The organism is Pseudomonas sp. zfem005 (assembly GCF_032621735.1).
In the GTDB taxonomy this organism is placed as follows: domain Bacteria; phylum Pseudomonadota; class Gammaproteobacteria; order Pseudomonadales; family Pseudomonadaceae; genus Metapseudomonas; species Metapseudomonas solani.
The window spans coordinates 593670-608603 of sequence record NZ_JAVYJE010000002.1; the positions used below are offsets into that span (position 1 = coordinate 593670).

Consider the following 14934-nt stretch of genomic DNA (forward strand, 5'->3'; position numbering starts at 1 on the left):
GCGGGGCTTCTTCATGGCCGGTGAGGCTTAGGCTTGAACGACCGGGATATTGGCGTTCGCAGCGGCTTCGCGGTACTCGGCGATCTGGTCGAAGGACAGGTAGCGGTAAACGTCGGCAGCCATGCTGTCGATGCTCTTCGCGTATTCCATGTACTCCTCGACGGTCGGCAGCTTGCCCAGGATGGACGCGACAGCCGCCAGTTCGGCGGAGGCCAGGTACACGTTGGCACCATCGCCCAGGCGGTTCGGGAAGTTACGGGTGGAGGTCGAAACCACGGTGGAGTTCGACGCTACGCGTGCCTGGTTACCCATGCACAGCGAGCAGCCCGGCATTTCCATGCGCGCGCCGGCCTTGCCGTAGATGCCGTAGTAGCCTTCCTCGGTCAGCTGGTGCTGGTCCATCTTGGTCGGCGGCGACAGCCACAGGCGGGTCGGAATCGAGCCCTTGACCTTGTCCAGCAGCTTACCGGCAGCGCGGAAGTGGCCGATGTTGGTCATGCAGGAGCCGATGAACACTTCGTCGATCTTGTCGCCGGCAACGGTGGAGAGCAGGCGGGCATCGTCCGGGTCGTTCGGAGCGCAGAGAACCGGCTCTTTCACGTCGGCCAGGTCGATCTCGATGATCTCGGCGTATTCGGCGTCCTTGTCGGCTTCCATCAGTTGCGGGTTGGCCAGCCAGGCTTCCATCGCTTGGGCGCGACGTTCCATGGTGCGGGCATCGCCGTAGCCTTCGCCGATCATCCAGCGCAGCAGGGTGATGTTGGACTGCAGGTACTCGGCGATGGCCTTTTCCGGCAGCTTGATGGTGCAGCCCGCAGCGGAACGCTCGGCGGAGGCATCGGACAGCTCGAACGCTTGCTCGACGGTCAGGTCGTCCAGGCCTTCGATTTCCAGGATGCGGCCGGAGAAGGCGTTGATCTTGCCCTTCTTCTCGACGGTCAGCAGGCCTTTCTGGATGGCGTAGTAGGGGATCGCATGGACCAGGTCACGCAGGGTGATACCGGGTTGCAGCTTGCCTTTGAAACGCACCAGAACGGATTCGGGCATGTCCAGCGGCATGACGCCGGTGGCGGCGGCGAAGGCCACCAGGCCGGAGCCGGCCGGGAAGGAGATGCCGATCGGGAAGCGGGTGTGGGAGTCGCCACCGGTGCCGACGGTGTCAGGCAGCAGCATGCGGTTCAGCCAGCTGTGGATGATGCCGTCGCCAGGACGCAGGGACACGCCGCCACGGGTGCGGATGAAGTCCGGCAGGGTGTGGTGGGTGGTGACGTCGATGGGTTTCGGGTACGCAGCGGTGTGGCAGAAGGACTGCATCACCAGGTCGGCGGAGAAGCCCAGGCACGCCAGGTCTTTCAGCTCGTCGCGGGTCATCGGGCCAGTAGTGTCCTGGGAACCGACGGTGGTCATCTTCGGCTCGCAGTAGGTGCCCGGGCGAACGCCGGCTACGCCGCACGCCTTGCCGACCATCTTCTGCGCCAGGGTGAAGCCCTTGCCGCTGTCGGCGGGCTGTTCCGGCTTCTTGAACAGGTCGGAAGAACCCAGGCCCAGTTCGGCACGGGCTTTCTCGGTCAGGCCACGGCCGACGATCAGCGGGATACGGCCGCCAGCGCGGACTTCGTCGAGCAGCACCGGGGTCTTCAGTTCGAAGGTGGTGATGACATCGTCGGTGCCGTGCTTGCACACCTTGCCGGCGTGCGGGTAGACGTCGATCACGTCGCCCATATTGATGTTCGATACGTCGAACTCGATCGGCAGGGCGCCGGCGTCTTCCATGGTGTTGTAGAAGATCGGGGCGATCTTGGAGCCGAAGCAGAAGCCGCCAGCGCGCTTGTTCGGCACGTAGGGGATGTCGTCGCCGAAGAACCACAGCACCGAGTTGGTGGCGGATTTACGCGAGGAACCGGTACCGACCACGTCACCGACGTAGGCGACCGGGAAGCCCTTGGCCTTGATCTCTTCGATCTGCTTCAGCGGGCCGATGGCGCCTTGCTGCTCGGGGACGATGCCGTCACGGGCCATTTTCAGCATGGCCAGGGCGTGCAGCGGGATGTCCGGGCGCGACCAGGCATCGGGAGCCGGGGACAGGTCGTCGGTGTTGGTTTCGCCGGTGACCTTGAACACGCTCAGGCTGTACTTGTCAGCGATGGCGGGTTTGCTGGTGAACCACTCGCCAGCGGCCCAGGACTCCAGCACGGCCTTGGCGTGGGCGTTGCCAGCCTTGGCTTTCTCGGCCACGTCGTGGAAGGCGTCGAACATCAGCAGGGTGTGCTTGAGTTGTTCGGCAGCGGCGGCGGCCAGCTCGGCGTCATCCAGCAGCTCGACCAGGGTGGCGATGTTGTAGCCGCCCTGCATGGTGCCGAGGAGTTCGGTGGCGCGCTGCTTGGTGATCAGCGGGGACTTGGCTTCACCCTTGGCGACGGCGGAGAGGAAACCGGCCTTTACATAGGCCGCTTCGTCCACGCCCGGCGGAACGCGGTTGGTGATCAGGTCTACGAGGAATTCTTCTTCGCCGGCCGGCGGGTTCTTCAGCAGCTCTACCAGGCCTGCGGTTTGTTCGGCGTTCAGCGGCTGGGGCACGATACCCTGGGCGGCACGCTCTTGTACGTGTTTGCGATAGGCTTCAAGCACAGTTTTACCCTCATCAGTGGTCCCAAGGAGTTGTCCGGGACGCTCATCCAGGAATCCAGCGAACACGTGCGCCGCGCAGCTTTGTGAGCTGCCTGGCCAGGGTTTCGTTGGTTCCATCCAGAAGCTGTTTTCAAAGTTTTACGCCGGAAGGAAGGCCTGATGAGGGCTGGCGCAAGGCACTCGCTGGGGAGTGCCCAACGCCAATTTTCCTGCCGGGTGGACTGTGCTCGTGACGCTTTGAAAACAGCTTCCAACGGACATTGGCGCCTAAAATGGCGGGCCAATTCTAAAGGAAAGCTGAGCCGAAGTTAAGACAAAAGCCCTGGGTTTCTTGGGGTGACCCTGCCTAGACAAAGGGCTAAGATGCCGGCCTGTTCGTGCTTTCCCAGACCCTCCCGTCATGTCCAATCAGCGCATCAAGACGCCCTGCGTCGGCCTCTGCTCCACCGTCTACGGGGATCTCGTGTGCCGTGGCTGCAAGCGCTTCCACCATGAAGTAGTGAACTGGAACCTCTACAACGACGAGGAGAAACGCGCCGTCTGGCGCCGTCTGGAAATCCTCCTGGTCCAGGTTATGGCCGCAAAACTCGAGGTTTTCGACGAAGATCGCCTGCGCATGCAGCTGGAACAGCGCCAGGTCCGCTTCGTGCCGGAGCAGTCCGCCTATTGCTGGGCCTACCAGCTCATCGCTCGCGCTTCACGCATGATCAACCGCCTGGATGCCTACGGCGTGGCGCTGATGCCCGAGTTCCGCGGCTGGACGCTGCCGGAGCTGCGCGAGGCCATCGATCGGGAGTTCTTCCTTTTGTCGGAAGCCCACTACGATCGCTACATCGCGCCGCGCTTCCTGCTGGAGGGGATGGAGAGCCGCGTCTGAGCCCTCCCTCCATGGCAGCGAAACGCCAGGCACGAAAAAGCCGCCCATCGAGGCGGCTTTTTCATGGGGCGGGTCAGCGCTGGGCGACCAGTTCCTCCAGGTGGGCGATGATTTCGTCCGGCTTGAGGACCAGCACGTCGCTTTCCAGCGAGTCCAGCACCACTTCGGCGGTGTTGCCGATCAGTGCGCCGGAGAGGCCGGTGCGGGCGATGGTGCCAATCACCGTCACCGCCGCCTTGAGCTTGTGGGCGACATGGGGGATGAGCACGTCGGCCGGGCCTTCCTCCACGTGCAGGCGCTCGTCGCTGACGTCGAACTCCTCCTGGAAGCTGCGGCATTCGGCGCGGTAGCGCGCCTCGATGCTTTCCTTGAGCTGGAAGGTCGGGTCCGCCGCCGAGAGCATCGGCGAGGGGTGGGCGCTGATCACGTGCAGGGTGCCCTTGGCCAGCCCGGCGATGTCGTAGCCGTGGCTGATGATGCTGGCGTGCAGGGTACGGTGCTCGCCGTCGCTGTTGCCGACGTCCACGGCCGCGAGAACGATGCCGCCGGTCCAGGGCGTGTCGGTCTTCACCATCAGCACCGGGCCGGGGCAGTAGCGCAGCAGCTTCCAGTCGTCCGGCGTCAGCAGGAAGCGCTTCAGCGGGTTGTCCGGCACATGCTGCTTGATCACCAGGCCACAGCCTTCGGCCTGCTGCACGGCGATCACGGTCTGGTGCAGGTTCTCGTTCCAGGCCTGCTGGCTGGTCACGCTGTAGCCTTCGCTGGCGAGCGCGCCGGACAGGTCGGCGAGGTAGGCGGCGTGATCCGCCTTGCGGTCGCAGATCAGCAGGTGCAGGTGCGACTGGGTCACCCCGGCGATCAGTTTGGCGCGCTTGAGCGCCAGGCCGTCGGGGTGGTTCGGATCAACTACCACGAGGATGCTGCGGATGGCTTGCATGGTCGTGCTCTCCCTGGAAGACATATAGCTGGAACCACTGTAGCTGCCCTGGACGCTTCGCGTTCTTGACATATATCAGTGCATCAAGCTGGCTGCGGCCTGCAGCCCCCGTATAATGCTCCGCCATTGCCCGCCCGACCAGATTGCCATGCCCTTGTCCGCCATCCCCGCCGTTCCGTTTCCCCTCGTCATCGCCCGCCAGGGAGCGCCTCGCCCATGAACCTCCCGGAAATCCACGACTTCCTCGGCTGCCGCACGCCTGCTGCCTGGGTGGAGGCCGCGCTGGCGGACCAGGAAACCCTGCTGATCGACCACAAGAACAACGAGTACAAGGCGGCGTCCACCGCCATGGCGCTGATCGCCAAGTACAACACGCGCCTGGACCTGATCAATTTCATGTCGCGCCTGGCCCGTGAGGAGCTGGTCCACCACGAGCAGGTCCTGCGCATCATGAAGAAGCGTCGCGTGCCGCTGCGCGCGGTATCTGCCGCGCGCTACGCCTCTGGCCTGCGCAAGGTGGTTCGCAACCACGAGCCGGCCAAGCTGGTGGACACCCTGGTGGTGGGCGCCTTCATCGAGGCGCGCTCCTGCGAGCGTTTCGAAGCGCTGGTGCCGCACCTGGACGAAGAGCTGGGCAAGTTCTACTTCGGCCTGCTGAAGAGCGAGGCGCGCCATTACCAGGGCTACCTGAAGCTGGCCTACCAATACGGCGAAGCGGCGGACGTGGATGCGGTGATCGAGAAGGTCCGGGACGTGGAGCGCGAGCTGATCGAGAGCACGGACGAGGAGTTCCGCTTCCACAGTGGCGTGCCGGTCGCCCAGTGAGCCGACGACACCACATGAAAAAAGCGCCCCGAGGGGCGCTTTTTTTGTGGCGGGGGAGGGCTCAGTCCTTCACTTTCAGGTCCAGCGCCAGGTCACGGGCCGCCTTGGTGGCGAGCACGCCCATAAGCTGGCCGATCTCGTCCTGGCGGCTGCTGGCGCCGTTCTGCCCGGCGCCCATCATCACGCTGGGTACCGGCGCCTGGGCGGCGGCCTCGGCCCACACCTTGTTGATGGCGATCAGCGCATCGAGCTTGGGTTGCAGCGCGCCGTCCGCCTTGATCACCGCTTCGCGGGCATAGGCTTCGGCGTCGGCGGTGATCTTGGTGGCCTGGGCGGTGATGCTGGCCTTGTCACGCAGCAGCTCGGCGGTCTGCTTCTCGATCTCGGCACGGCCCTTTTCGCGCTCGGCGTTGATACGTGCCAGCTGCTTCTCGGTCTCGGCCTGGGTGGTGCGCTCGATCTGGTCGCGCAGTGTTTCCTGGCGGCGGGCTTCCACTTCCTTCTCACCGCGGGCGGTGACCAGGAGCTTCTCTTCCTCTTCCTTCAGGCGGTTCTGCCGGGCCACGGCCAGCTCGGCCAGGGCCTGCTGCACCTTGACCATGCGCTGCTTGTACTGCGGGTTGGGATCGACGTTGGTGATGCGTGCCTCCACCACTTCCACGCCGTATTTGCGGAACTGCTGCTGCTTGCGCACCGGCATGCCCTTGGCGTCGATCACCTTCTCGGTGATGAACTGGCTGGCGTTGTTATCGCCGAAGCTGCCCTGTTCGGTGCCGGCCTGGAGGATGGCGGTCTGTTGCGGCACGTGGCCGCGCGGGCCACGCACTTCCTTGCGCTTGATCAGGTAGAGGCCGTCGTTGAGCTGGTTTTCGAACTCGGCGGCGAACTCGCTGCGGGCGCCGGCGTAGAAGTCGTCGGCGGTCATCAGCGAGGCGGTGGCCTGCAGGGTTTCCTTGATCGCCGGTACCAGCGCGGTGCGAATGAAGTTCTCCGGGTTGCGGTATTCCTGGGCGATCTTGAGGAACTGCTCGCCGCTGGGCAGGCGGAAGCGCGCGGAGGACTCCACCTTGGCGTCGACGTTGCCGAGGAAGACGATGGGGAAGGCTTCGATGGTGGCGCCCAGGGAGTCGTTGTCGCTGGTGTCGTCGATCTGGTTGAGCGCTTCGGTGAGTACCGACTGCACGCTCAGGGCCTTCTTCCAGGGCGTGGCGCGGCCGAACCACTTGGTGGCGTAGCCGACGTCATCCACCACTTTCTCTTCGCCGAAGATGGTCCGCACGTGGGTGGCGAAGCCAGCTTCGTTGTAGAAGAAGATGCCGTTGAACAGCACGAAGGCGGCGGCCGTGCCGGCGACGGCGCCGACCAGGTACTTGATATAGGGGGAATCGCTGAACGGCATGGTCGCTCCTTGACGTGAAATCGAAAGCGGCGATGCTGCTGGCCGCGTGCCATCCCGTCAAGGAGAGCCGGCGCGGCCTGCGGAGGAGTTCGCGTTGCGCGGCTCAGTCGAGGGCGAACGGTGCCTGGCGGAAGCCCTGTTCGTCGACTTCCAGGGCCCAGCCCTGGCGATCCCAGTCCCCGAGGACGATGCGCTGGGCTGGCAGGCCGCCGACCTGCAGTTCGTGCACGGCGGGGCGGTGGGTATGACCGTGGATCAGGGTCGGTACCCCCTGTTCGGCCAGCAGGCGCGGGATTTCTTCCGGGGTGACGTCGGTGATTTCCACCGCCTTCTGCCGGGTCTGCATGCGGCTTTCGCTGCGCAGCTTGCGCGCCAGCTTGTGGCGGGTGGCCAGCGGCAGGTGGCGCAGTATCCACAGCACGACGGGGTTACGCAGGATGCGCCGCATGCGCATGTAGGCCGCGTCGCGGGTGCACAGGCTGTCGCCGTGCATCAGCAGCACCGGGTGGCCGGCCAGCTCGACGCGGCTCGGGTCCGCCAGCAGGGTGCAGCCGGCCTCGCGGCAGAAGCGCGTGCCGATCATGAAGTCGCGGTTGCCGTGCATCAGGAAGATGCGCGTGCCGCCATCGGCCACCTGGCGCAGGGCCTGGGCGATGGAGCGTTGGAAGGGGGTCATGGCGTCGTCGCCGATCCAGGCCTCGAAGAAGTCACCCAGTATGTAGAGCGCTTCGGCCTGGCTGGCGCGGGTCTGCAGGAAACGAAGAAACGCCCGGGTTATGTCCGGGCGCTCCTCTTCAAGATGCAGATCGGAGATCAGCAGGATCACTCGACGATCTCGGCCTTCTCGATGATCACGTCGTCGACCGGTACGTCCTGGTGGCCGGACTTCATGGTGGTGGCCACGCCCTTGATCTTGTTGACCACGTCCATGCCTTCGGTCACTTCACCGAACACCGCGTAGCCCCAGCCCTGCACGGTCGGCGCGCTGTGGTTGAGGAAGCTGTTGTCGGAAACGTTGATGAAGAACTGCGCGGACGCCGAGTGCGGCTCCATGGTGCGGGCCATGGCCACGGTGCCGATCTTGTTCGACAGGCCATTGTTGGCCTCGTTCTTGATGGAGGCGCGGGTGGTCTTCTGTTTCATGCCCGGCTCGAAGCCGCCGCCCTGGATCATGAAGTTGGAGATCACGCGGTGGAAGACGGTGCCATCGTAGTGGCCGGCCTTCACGTACTCCTTGAAGTTGGCCACGGTTTCCGGGGCTTTGTCTTCGAAGAGTTCCAGGGTGATGACGCCATGGTTGGTGTGCAGCTTGATCATTTCGGTATTCGCTCTGTCGAGAATTCGAAGGCCTGTCAGGGGGTTGACAGCTTCGGCTATGATAAGCGCTTTGATTTGACCGGCCTACCCTGTGCCGCGCACCCGTAGACCTAAGGATCCCATGAGCAAGCCTGAGACCCCCGCCGCCGCCAACTTCCTCCGCCCCATCGTCCAGGCCGACCTGGATGCCGGTACGCACGCCAAGATCGTCACCCGCTTCCCGCCGGAGCCCAATGGCTACCTGCACATCGGCCATGCCAAGTCGATCTGCCTGAACTTCGGCCTGGCCCAGGAATTCGGCGGTGACTGCCATCTGCGCTTCGACGACACCAACCCGGCCAAGGAAGACCAGGAATACATCGACGCCATCGAAAGCGACGTGAAATGGCTGGGCTTCCAGTGGTCCGGCGAGGTGCGCTACGCCTCCAACTATTTCGACCAGCTGCACGCCTGGGCCATCGAGCTGATCAAGGCCGGCAAGGCGTTCGTCTGCGACCTCAACGCCGAAGAGATGCGCGAATACCGCGGCAGCCTGCATGAGGCGGGCAAGAACAGCCCGTTCCGCGAGCGCTCGGTGGAAGAGAACCTGGATCTGTTCGCTCGCATGAAGGCCGGCGAGTTCCCGGATGGCGCCCGCTCCCTGCGCGCCAAGATCGACATGGCCTCGCCGAACATCAACCTGCGCGACCCGATCCTCTACCGCATCCGCCACGCCCATCACCACCAGACCGGCGACAAGTGGTGCATCTACCCCAGCTACGACTTCACCCACGGGCAGTCGGACGCCATCGAGGGCATCACCCACTCCATCTGCACCCTGGAGTTCGAGGACCATCGCCCGCTCTACGAGTGGTTCCTGGCCAACCTGCCGGTCCCCGCGCAGCCCCGCCAGTACGAGTTCTCGCGCCTGAACCTGAACTACACCATCACCAGCAAGCGCAAGCTCAAGCAACTGGTGGACGAGAAGCACGTCAGCGGCTGGGACGACCCGCGCATGTCGACGCTCTCCGGCTACCGCCGTCGCGGCTATACCCCCGAGTCGATCCGCAATTTCTGCGAGATGGTCGGCGTCAACCGTGCCAGCGGCGTGGTCGACATCGGCATGCTGGAATTCAGCATCCGTGACCACCTGGACGCCACCGCGTCCCGCGCCATGTGCGTGCTCAAGCCGCTCAAGGTGGTCATCACCAACTACCCGGAAGGCCAGGTCGAGAACCTCGAACTGCCGCGCCATCCCAAGGAGGACATGGGCGTTCGCGCGCTGCCCTTCGCCCGCGAGATCTACATCGACGCCAGCGACTTCGAAGAAGTCCCGCCGGCCGGCTTCAAGCGCCTGATCCCCGGTGGCGAAGTGCGCCTGCGCGGCAGCTATGTGATCCGCGCCGACGAAGCCATCAAGGATGCCGCCGGCAACATCGTCGAGCTGCGTTGCTCCTATGACGAGAACACCCTCGGCAAGAACCCCGAAGGCCGCAAGGTCAAGGGCGTGATCCACTGGGTGCCGGCCGAGGCCAGCGTCGAGTGCGAAGTGCGCCTGTACGACCGCCTGTTCCGTTCGGCGAACCCGGAGAAATCCGAAGAGGGCGGCAGCTTCCTCGACAACATCAACCCGGACTCGCTGGTGGTGCTCACCGGCTGCCGCGCCGAGCCGTCCCTGGCCAATGCGCAGCCCGAGGAGCGCTTCCAGTTCGAGCGCGAAGGCTACTTCGTCGCCGACCTCAAGGACTCGCAGCCCGGCAAGCCGGTGTTCAACCGCACCGTCACCCTGCGTGATTCCTGGGGGCAATGATGGCGCTGTCGATCTACAACACCCTCAGCAAGGTCAAGGAAGCCTTCCAGCCCCTGGAAGGCAACAGCGTGCGCATGTACGTGTGCGGCATGACCGTGTACGACTTCTGCCACATCGGCCACGCCCGCGTGATGGTCGCCTTCGACGTGGTCACCCGCTGGCTGCGTGAGCGCGGCTACGACGTGACCTACGTGCGCAACATCACCGACATCGACGACAAGATCATCCGTCGCGCCCAGGAGAACGGCGAGCCGTTCGAAGCCCTGGTCGACCGCATGATCTCCGCCATGCACGAAGACGAAGCGCGCCTCGCCGTGCTGCGCCCGGACATCGAGCCCCGTGCCACCGGCCACATCGCCGGCATGCACACGATGATCCAGACCCTGATCGACAAGGGCTTCGCCTATGCCCCCGGCAATGGCGACGTTTACTACCGCGTGGGCAAGTTCGAGGGCTACGGCAAGCTGTCCCGCCGTCGCATCGACGAGCTGAAGATCGGCGCGCGCATCGAGGTCGACGAATCCAAGGAAGACCCGCTGGACTTCGTGCTCTGGAAGGGCGCCAAGCCCGGCGAGCCGAGCTGGGAATCGCCCTGGGGCCCCGGTCGTCCCGGCTGGCACATCGAGTGCTCGGTGATGTCCACTTGCTGCCTGGGTGAGACCTTCGACATCCACGGCGGCGGCCCGGACCTGGTGTTCCCCCACCACGAGAACGAGATCGCCCAGAGCGAGGCGGCCACCGGCAAGCTCTACGCCAAGGCCTGGATGCACGCCGGCGCGGTGCGCGTGGACGGCGAGAAGATGTCCAAGTCCCTGGGCAACTTCTTCACCATCCGCGAGGTGCTGGAGAAGTACCACCCCGAGGTGGTGCGCTACCTGCTGGTCTCCAGCCACTACCGCAGCCCGATCAACTACTCCGAAGACAACCTCAAGGAAGCCAAGGGCGCCCTGGAACGCTTCTACACCGCCCTGCGCGGCCTGCCCGAGGCGCCCGCCGCCGAGGGCGAAGCCTTCGTCGAGCGCTTCAATGCCTCCATGGATGACGACTTCAACACCCCCGAAGCCGTCGCCGTGCTGTTCGACATGGCCCGCGAGGTCAACCGCCTGCGTGACACCGACCTGGCCGCCGCGGCAGCCCTGGCGGCCCGTCTCAAGGCCCTGGGCGGCCTGCTCGGCCTGTTGCAGCTGGACCCGGACGCCTTCCTCCAGGCCGGCGCCACCGGCAAGGTCGACGCGGCCGAGGTCGAAGCCCTGATCCAGGCGCGCCTGCAAGCGCGCGCGGACAAGAACTGGGCCGAGTCCGACCGCATCCGCGACCAGATCACCGCCCTGGGCGTGGTACTGGAAGACGGCAAGGGCGGCACCACCTGGCGCCTCGCCGAGTAGTCGTACGCGTCATGAACGAGGCCGCTTTCGAGCGGCCTTTTTCTTTTGCGCCAATGCCTTCACCGAAACTCCACGGCAACTCCATCTGCGGTCCACGCAGCCTGCACGGCGCGCGTGCATAAAGGCGACCCGCCCCGAGGAAAAGGACGTCGACGTGGACATCACCCTGATCAACCCGCCCCACACCGCCATCGGCAGCCGCATGCCCCGCGAACACCTGCCGCCCCTGGGGCTGCTCGCCATCGGCGGGCCGCTGCTGGACGCGGGCTTCCACGTCTCGCTGCTGGATGCGGACCGCGAGGGGTTGAGCGTGGCGCAGATCGTGGCGCGCATCCAGGCAACGGCGCCGGATGTGGTGATGCTCGGGCATTCCGGCTCCAGTTCGGCGCACCCCACGGTGGTGGACATCTGCCGCGCCCTCAAGGGCGTGCTGCCCGGGCTGGTCATCGTCTACGGCGGCGTGCACCCCAGCTATCACTGGGACGAAATCCTCCAGGAGGTGGCGGAAGTCGACTTCATCGTGCGCGGGGAGGGCGAGCAGACCGCGCTCTCGCTGATGCAGGCCCTGGCGCAGGGGCACCCGCCACTGGACGTCCACGGCATCGCCCTGCGCTACCTGGGCGAACCCTACGCCACGCCTGCCGCCGCCATGCTGCGCAACCTCGACGACTACCGCGTGGGCTGGGAGCTGATCGACCATGCCCACTACTCCTACTGGGGCGGCAAGCGGGCGGTGGTGGTGCAGTTCTCCCGGGGGTGTCCCTACCTGTGCAACTACTGCGGGCAGCGCGGGTTCTGGACCCGCTGGCGGCACCGCGACCCGGTGCGCCTGGCCCGGGAGCTGGCACGTCTGCACCGGGAACAGGGCGTGGAGCTGATCAACTTCGCCGACGAGCTGCCCACCGGCTCGCGCAAGATGTGGAAGGCCTTCCTCGAAGCCTTGATCGCCGAAGACGTACCGCTGCTGCTGGTGGGCTCCACCCGCGCCGGCGACATCGTCCGCGATGCCGACATCCTCCACCTGTACCGCAAGGCCGGGGTTATCCGTTTCCTGCTGGGCATCGAGAGCTATGACGAAGGCACCCTGGAGGCGATCCGCAAGGGCGGTACCACCCGCGAGGACCAGGAGGCGATCCGCCTGCTGCGCCAGCACGGCATCGTTTCCATGGCCACCTACGTGATCGGCTTCCAGGAGGAAACCGACGCCGACTACTGGCGCTCCCTGCGCCACCTGCTGCGCTACGACCCGGACCAGATCCAGCTGCTCTACGTTACCCCGCACCGCTGGACGCCCTTCTACGAAACGGCCGAGCAGCGCCGGGTGATCCAGACCGACACCCGTCGCTGGGACTACAAGCACCAGGTGCTGGCGGTGCAGCGCGTGCCGGCCTGGCGGGTGTTCCTCTGGTTCAAGACGATCGAGGTCTGCATGCAGGCCCGCCCCAGGGCCCTCGGCCGCCTGCTGTTGCACCCGGATGCGGACTTCCGCCATGCCATGGCCTGGTACACCCGCATCGGTCGTCGCGTGTGGTTCCACGAGCTGGCGGAGTTCCTCTTCGCCACGCGGCTGCTCAAGGCGGGGCCGACGCTCCGCGAGTTCCTCGGCGCCTCGCTGGCAGGGCGTGAATACCTGCTGGACAAGCGCAAGGGTAGGGCGGCGGTGGAGGTGATCGCGCGGGCCGCGAGCTGAATGGGGGAGCCGCGCGCTCCCCGGTCGCTCAGCGGGTCAGACCCACTGGTCGCTGCGCTTGCGTTTGACCCGCAGCATGGTCGGCAGGATCAGCCCGAGCAGCAGGCCTGCGCCGGCGATGCTGCCGCCGTAGACCATGTAGCGCATCAGCACCTGCTTGTTCTCATCGCCCAGTTGCGCCTGCACTTCGCGCAGCTCGGAGCGGGCCTGGCTCAGCTCGCTGTCCAGGGCCGCGCGGGCGGCCTGGGCTTCGTCGATCAGCGCCTTGCGCGAGTCCATGGTCTCCTGCATGCCTTGCACGCGGGTTTTCCAGGTCTCGTCGATACCGCCCAGCTCGGTGCTCAGCTCGGTCACCTTCTGTTCCAGCTGCGGCAGGCGCTCGGCCTGGCCGGGGACCTGCTGCAGGTCACGGGTGGGGATCCACACGGCGCTACCGTTCTCGCCGCGCACCTGGCTGTAGTCGCCCTGGGTGCTCAGCAGCTCGACTTTCTGCCCGGAAACCAGGGTGCCGACAATGCGGTAGCCATCGGTGGGGCCGCTGCGCACATAGGTGCTCAGGCTGTCGCTCACCCAGCGCGTGTTGTCGGCTTTCTCCTCGGCCTGCGCGGGCATGCCGGCCAGCAGCAGGCCGCCCAGCAGGCAGGCGCCGATGGCGCGGGAGGAGAACGAAGGAGCACGGGCGAGCAGATGACGGGTCAGGGGCATGGGGCAATCTTCACTGGCTATGGAACGGAACCCGAAGCGCGGGCGTGATAAACGCCGGCCAGGCGAGCATCGCATTCAGAAAGAGCGATGGCTGCGCAGCGTCCGGGTGGCGAATGGCCACGCCATCCACCCGGTTCGAGCCGACAGCGAACTGACAATCCGCGACCCCGCGTAGTTCACTCATGGCCCCGCAAGCGAGACGGGTGGTCGAGCGGAAAAGGAGGGAACGCCGGGTAGTTAGCCGAGATACAAAGGTGGACAACACCCCACCGGGCACTCCGTGCCACTGCACCGCATGGGTTTCGCAAAGCTCTACCTATCCTACGGGGCTGCATTCGCACGGTGCCGCATTCGTAGGATGGGTAGAGCGGAGCGAAACCCATCATTTCGCAACACGACGATTATCCGGGTGTAGCAGGTAGGTCGGGTGCAACCCGACATCGTCGATGCATGAGTCACGCAGGGCTTCCCCGCCCTGCGGAGCTGATCGATGTGTAGGGTGGATGGCGCTTTTTTCATTCACCAGCGATGCCGAGCCGCGCCGCGTTACCAACCCAAGGCACCCCGTAGCCCGGGCTTCAGCCCAGGAAGGCAGGCCTCAATGCAGCGCCCGGGTTACCAGGTAGGTGAGCAACTGCGGGTCGTCGCCCGGGTCGAGGGTGCGCACCGGCTTCGGCAGACCTTCCATCACCGCGTGCCAGAAGGCCTGGGCGGCTTCGTCGTCGCGGTAGAAGCGCACCAGCCAGTCGGTGCTGCCGTCCATCAGCACCTGGGTCGCCAGCAGGCGGCCGATGCCCTGGCGGCGGTAGCGCTTGAGGATGAACAGGTCCGCCAGTTCCAGCGCATCCATGCCCGGCAGCTCGCTGCGCTCGATCAGCATGAAGCCGGCGATGAAGCCATCCACCAGCACCAGGTTGGCGCTCCATTGCGGTTCCTGCCAGTAGCGCGCCAGGTGCTCCTCGTGGATGTAGAAGCGCCCGTCCGCCTCCACGTCTTCCTCCTCCCAATCCGAGGACTCATAGGAGTAGAACTGGTACAGGTTGCGGATCAGCTCGGCCTGTTCGGGGCCGGTCTGCAGCAGTTCGAGGGTGACGTCGCTCATGGTCGGGGTTCGTGATGGAAGAGGGCGCGGCATTCTACCCAAGGCGCCGTGGCCATGCGCAAACGGGAGCCCCATCGAGGCTCCGTTTTCGTTTCAGGCTTGCGCCCGCTCCGTTACTTGTTGCCGGTCAGCGCCGCGTAGCTGGTCATCAGGTTGCGGTAGTCCGGGATGTGGTTGGAGCACAGGGCGGCCAGGCCTTCCACATCGTTGCGCCAGTCGCGGTGCAGTTCGCAGGCCACGCCGAACCAGTTCATCAGCTGCGCACCGGCCTGGCTCATGC

12 protein-coding genes and 1 pseudogene are annotated in these 14934 nt (G+C 65.4%); 5 read left to right on the top strand and 8 right to left on the bottom strand.

Translation table 11 applies throughout. The annotated features are described in order from the left end of the window. Positions 1-27: 27 nt before the first annotated feature. Positions 28-2628 carry a bifunctional aconitate hydratase 2/2-methylisocitrate dehydratase gene (gene acnB / locus RTW82_RS06735; protein WP_316924623.1) on the bottom strand — a complete coding sequence of 867 codons (2601 nt, stop codon included), beginning with the start codon at positions 2626-2628 and terminating at the stop codon, positions 28-30. 400 nt (positions 2629-3028) lie between these two features. Here acnB and RTW82_RS06740 point away from each other — a divergent pair, with 400 nt between their 5' ends. Then, complete coding sequence (locus RTW82_RS06740; protein ID WP_316924624.1) at positions 3029-3505, top strand: DUF1289 domain-containing protein; 477 nt, start codon at positions 3029-3031, stop codon at positions 3503-3505. Between the two features lie 73 nt (positions 3506-3578). Here RTW82_RS06740 and RTW82_RS06745 read toward each other — a convergent pair whose 3' ends face one another. Next, positions 3579-4442: a universal stress protein gene (locus tag RTW82_RS06745; RefSeq protein WP_316924625.1), complete on the bottom strand. Its 864-nt coding sequence runs from the start codon at positions 4440-4442 to the stop codon at positions 3579-3581. A gap of 216 nt (positions 4443-4658) precedes the next feature. Here RTW82_RS06745 and RTW82_RS06750 point away from each other — a divergent pair, with 216 nt between their 5' ends. Then, a complete protein-coding gene (locus RTW82_RS06750; protein ID WP_316924626.1) occupies positions 4659-5267 on the top strand; it encodes a tRNA-(ms[2]io[6]A)-hydroxylase in 609 nt (202 codons plus the stop codon). Positions 5268-5328: 61 nt separating this feature from the next. Here RTW82_RS06750 and RTW82_RS06755 read toward each other — a convergent pair whose 3' ends face one another. The 3 genes from RTW82_RS06755 to RTW82_RS06765 form a co-directional block, all read right to left on the bottom strand. Further along, positions 5329-6666, bottom strand: coding sequence for an SPFH domain-containing protein (locus tag RTW82_RS06755; RefSeq protein WP_316924627.1), 1338 nt, complete (start codon positions 6664-6666; stop codon positions 5329-5331). Between the two features lie 103 nt (positions 6667-6769). After that, complete coding sequence (lpxH, locus tag RTW82_RS06760) at positions 6770-7492, bottom strand: UDP-2,3-diacylglucosamine diphosphatase (RefSeq protein ID WP_265168059.1); 723 nt, start codon at positions 7490-7492, stop codon at positions 6770-6772. Beyond that, the gene (locus RTW82_RS06765) at positions 7489-7983 is read right to left on the bottom strand and encodes a peptidylprolyl isomerase (protein WP_316924628.1); all 495 of its coding nucleotides are present in this window, start codon (positions 7981-7983) and stop codon (positions 7489-7491) included. The genes lpxH and RTW82_RS06765 overlap by 4 nt, the downstream gene beginning before the upstream one ends. Positions 7984-8104: 121 nt before the next feature. On the opposite strand from RTW82_RS06765, the gene RTW82_RS06770 reads away from it, so the two are divergent. The 3 genes from RTW82_RS06770 to bchE all read left to right on the top strand — a co-directional run bounded on the left by RTW82_RS06770 (position 8105) and on the right by bchE (position 12847). Continuing rightward, positions 8105-9772, top strand: a complete 1668-nt coding sequence (locus RTW82_RS06770; RefSeq protein ID WP_043246714.1) for a glutamine--tRNA ligase/YqeY domain fusion protein — start codon at positions 8105-8107, stop codon at positions 9770-9772. Then, the gene (cysS, locus tag RTW82_RS06775) at positions 9772-11157 is read left to right on the top strand and encodes a cysteine--tRNA ligase (RefSeq protein ID WP_316924629.1); all 1386 of its coding nucleotides are present in this window, start codon (positions 9772-9774) and stop codon (positions 11155-11157) included. Before RTW82_RS06770 ends, cysS begins: the two co-directional genes overlap by 1 nt. 154 nt (positions 11158-11311) lie before the next feature. Beyond that, entirely contained in the window at positions 11312-12847 is a 1536-nt protein-coding gene (bchE, locus tag RTW82_RS06780; protein ID WP_316924630.1) for a magnesium-protoporphyrin IX monomethyl ester anaerobic oxidative cyclase, read from the top strand. Positions 12848-12883: 36 nt separating this feature from the next. Here the strand turns inward: bchE and RTW82_RS06785 are convergent, their stop codons facing one another. From RTW82_RS06785 to RTW82_RS06795, 3 genes and pseudogenes are all read right to left on the bottom strand, one after another. After that, positions 12884-13552, bottom strand: a complete 669-nt coding sequence (locus RTW82_RS06785; protein WP_316924631.1) for a TIGR04211 family SH3 domain-containing protein — start codon at positions 13550-13552, stop codon at positions 12884-12886. Between the two features lie 598 nt (positions 13553-14150). Beyond that, entirely contained in the window at positions 14151-14654 is a 504-nt protein-coding gene (locus tag RTW82_RS06790) for a GNAT family N-acetyltransferase (RefSeq protein ID WP_316924632.1), read from the bottom strand. Between the two features lie 113 nt (positions 14655-14767). After that, positions 14768-14934: pseudogene (locus tag RTW82_RS06795) on the bottom strand (hydrolase); the annotation flags it as partial.

Excerpts from the sequence above, each read along its gene's own strand:
- RTW82_RS06740 (WP_316924624.1), top strand. The coding sequence starts at position 3,029 with ATGTCCAATCAGCGCATCAAGACGCCCTGCGTCGGCCTCTGCTCCACC.
- RTW82_RS06755 (WP_316924627.1), bottom strand. The coding sequence starts at position 6,666 with ATGCCGTTCAGCGATTCCCCCTATATCAAGTACCTGGTCGGCGCCGTC.
- RTW82_RS06785 (WP_316924631.1), bottom strand. The coding sequence starts at position 13,552 with ATGCCCCTGACCCGTCATCTGCTCGCCCGTGCTCCTTCGTTCTCCTCC.
- RTW82_RS06750 (WP_316924626.1), top strand. The coding sequence starts at position 4,659 with ATGAACCTCCCGGAAATCCACGACTTCCTCGGCTGCCGCACGCCTGCT.
- RTW82_RS06765 (WP_316924628.1), bottom strand. The coding sequence starts at position 7,983 with ATGATCAAGCTGCACACCAACCATGGCGTCATCACCCTGGAACTCTTC.
- RTW82_RS06770 (WP_043246714.1), top strand. The coding sequence starts at position 8,105 with ATGAGCAAGCCTGAGACCCCCGCCGCCGCCAACTTCCTCCGCCCCATC.
- RTW82_RS06745 (WP_316924625.1), bottom strand. The coding sequence starts at position 4,442 with ATGCAAGCCATCCGCAGCATCCTCGTGGTAGTTGATCCGAACCACCCC.
- RTW82_RS06790 (WP_316924632.1), bottom strand. The coding sequence starts at position 14,654 with ATGAGCGACGTCACCCTCGAACTGCTGCAGACCGGCCCCGAACAGGCC.
- cysS (WP_316924629.1), top strand. The coding sequence starts at position 9,772 with ATGGCGCTGTCGATCTACAACACCCTCAGCAAGGTCAAGGAAGCCTTC.